Raw genomic sequence first — 2,671 nt, 5'->3', positions numbered from 1 at the left:
CAACACGGTTGTCTTCCAATTTGGCCCCGATCACGACAAGCTGTTGGCGCTGGGCGGCGGCGCCTGGTTCTTCGGCATCGCCAATCCGGTGCTTTACATGATCGTGCTGGCGCTACTCACCGGCTTTGTCCTGCGCTGGACGAGATTTGGCCGCTACGTCTTTGCCATTGGCGGCAATGAGCACGCCGCGACACTAACAGGCGTCCCAGTACGAAAAATCAAGGTCGCGGTCTACATGATCTCGGCGCTCTCGGCTGGCATCGCCGGCATCATCCAGACAGGCTGGCTTGGTGCCGTCACCACCAATATCGGTGCTGGAATGGAACTTCAGGTCATTGCGGCCGCAGTCATCGGCGGCGCCAATCTTGCCGGCGGTGTCGGCACTGCCTTCGGCGCGATCATCGGCGCGGCATTGATCGAGGTGATCCGCAACAGTCTCGGCCTGCTCGGAATCAACGCCTTCTGGCAGGGCACCTTCATTGGAGGCGCCATCGTGCTTGCCGTGTTGTTCGACCGGATCCGCAATTTCCGTCTGAGCGAATAGGTCTGGGTGCCGATCCGTGCATCAGGATTACGGACCTGTGCTCAAGCCCCAGCAGAGATACTACGCGCCGTCACTTGTGGCATGGTATATTTCTACGCTGTTGCTGGGCCGTTGTATTGGGAAAGAACGACTGCCTCGGTTCGGTTGGTCGCATGCAGCTTTCGCATGATATGCGATATGTGTGATTTGACTGTATTCTGCGACWAGTTCAACTCGCTCGCTATCACCTTGTTCGACAGGCCCCGCAACAATGTTGCGAGCACTTGACGCTCTCGCTCCGTGAATGCGACGTCGGTCCGGCCGGCGATGGCGGGAAGATCAGGTGCCATCCCGTTCAGGGGCGATGGCGGCTGCAAGGCGAAGTTGTTTTCGGTTAGTATTGGCGCCGCGTTCGCGCAGTCCATTGGAACTGACCGTGGAAAGTAGAGACCCCCGGCCAATACCAGCCGAACCGCGGCCACAGCGATCTCGATGGAGGCGGAAACCGTAAGGTAACCTCTGACGCCATATCGGGTCACTTCGGAGATCATGGCATCGGAGATTGTTGCCTCATCGAGTTGCGTGAGAAGAACCAGAGGGACATCAGGAAGCAATTGATGAAGGTGGGCGAGACACTCAATCACGCGCCTATCCGTCATCACGCAGCCTTGTATATTGAGAGCGACGAGAGAGACCTGCTTCCCCACCATGCTAGCGTCAAAGCCGTGTCCAGTCTCGATTTCCAGGATGGCGAATTCTTGGAATTCGTTCCGAAGTATCCGAGCGAGACAACTTCGCGAAAGCGAATTGCAGTCGACGACGACTATGGAGGGACTTTCGTGAGCGAAGCCGTTTTGCTCGGCCGTAAACGAGATAGTCAATCGCTTCCCCGTTATTGCCGCCCAAGATCATATAATCGAATTAGTGGCAGCTAATCTACAACTAATTTCTCTTATGGTTAAAATGGTCGGATTTTATACAAATGCCCTGGAAATAGCCGGCTCCCGATAGCAAAGATTTCAATAACTTCTGGCAGCTTTTTCCCTAAGCTTCCTAAGCTAGGGCAAAGTCGGCTCGCACTATGATTTCCTGATCGACCGATGCGGTTTGCATCGCCTCCACATCCATCTCGATCTCGCCATTTCGGTCAGTGATGTCGACGATCGCATCTTGTGCTGCGTCAACGTCCTGAAGGACTTCAACGTCAAGCTTGATGACATAACGCTCTTGGAGTTCATCCTCGATGTCGATGTCAATATTGACGTCCTGATCCAGCTCTATGTCTTGTTGGACGTCGACAGTCCCCCCGATGGCCCCGTCGCTGATCCGCATGTCGACTGTAGTGTCCTGCTCTACTGCGATGGAGTCGCGCAGGAACACATCGACGTAGAGCACGCCCTTGTCGTCGTAGAAATCAATGTCGATCTGTGTGTCCTGGTCAATCCGCATGTCCTGATCCACCAAAATCGCGAAGCGCCCTTCACCATCGATGGTGAAGGAGATGTCCACGTCCTGGTCCATCATGAGGTCCTGATCGATGTGCAGTCGCGCCACGACCTCGCCGACATAGCCCTCGACGATGATGCTCGCGTCCTGGTCGACTTCCGCGACCTGTGTCACCCGAATGCTGTGACCACCATCGTCCGAGACGCGGTTTTCCTCTCCCGGCTCGCGGCTTGCAGCCTCGCCTCCATCGTTGCCCGGTTCGGGCTTCTCGCCCTGTGCCACCTCGTGATGAGCGTCAACGCGCCCAGCTTCCGAAGGGGAGGAGCCGGCAAGCTTCGTCGGATACAGGTCGCGAGGCAAGGATATGGCTATGACGTGAAATCCCTCGGCTTCTCTGCCGGACGTCTCCAGGCCATGGGATGCGACGACCGGCGATGCCGGTCCCTTGATCGGCAGTGGGGTGTGCTCGCCATCACCTTTGTGCTCAGCCGCAGGTGAATCTGCAGGCCGATACACGTTTGACGGAGAGGGCGAAGGTGGGAACCCTTCTGCATGGGCAGGGCCGCCACCCTCCTCCGACACGGCGCCAATGATTTCGCGCGGACCAGCGTCGAAGAGTGGCAACAGATCGCGCGTGCCCTTGTCGAAAGGGACCATCTGGTCTCAGTCCTCTCTGAAAGCCCGGTTGAAGCTGTCGAAAAC

The 2,671-nt window shown here is 57.0% G+C and carries 3 protein-coding genes; 1 reads left to right on the top strand and 2 read right to left on the bottom strand.

Annotated features, from left to right (window positions below):
- A partial coding sequence (locus AC1DUU_RS28805; protein ID WP_476786746.1) for an ABC transporter permease occupies positions 1-544 on the top strand: 544 nt, incomplete at its 5' end.
- A gap of 92 nt (positions 545-636) precedes the next feature.
- Here AC1DUU_RS28805 and AC1DUU_RS28800 read toward each other — a convergent pair.
- The gene (locus AC1DUU_RS28800; protein ID WP_476786745.1) at positions 637-1,167 is read right to left on the bottom strand and encodes a response regulator transcription factor; all 531 of its coding nucleotides are present in this window, start codon (positions 1,165-1,167) and stop codon (positions 637-639) included.
- Positions 1,168-1,576: 409 nt separating this feature from the next.
- Positions 1,577-2,626: a hypothetical protein gene (locus tag AC1DUU_RS28795; RefSeq protein WP_476786744.1), complete on the bottom strand. Its 1,050-nt coding sequence runs from the start codon at positions 2,624-2,626 to the stop codon at positions 1,577-1,579.
- Positions 2,627-2,671 lie beyond the last annotated feature (45 nt).

Source organism: Aminobacter sp. P4_H6_2, from assembly GCF_056400805.1.
This window is presented reverse-complemented; position numbering and strand designations above follow the sequence as displayed.

Excerpts from the sequence above, each read along its gene's own strand:
- AC1DUU_RS28795 (WP_476786744.1), bottom strand. The coding sequence starts at position 2,626 with ATGGTCCCTTTCGACAAGGGCACGCGCGATCTGTTGCCACTCTTCGAC.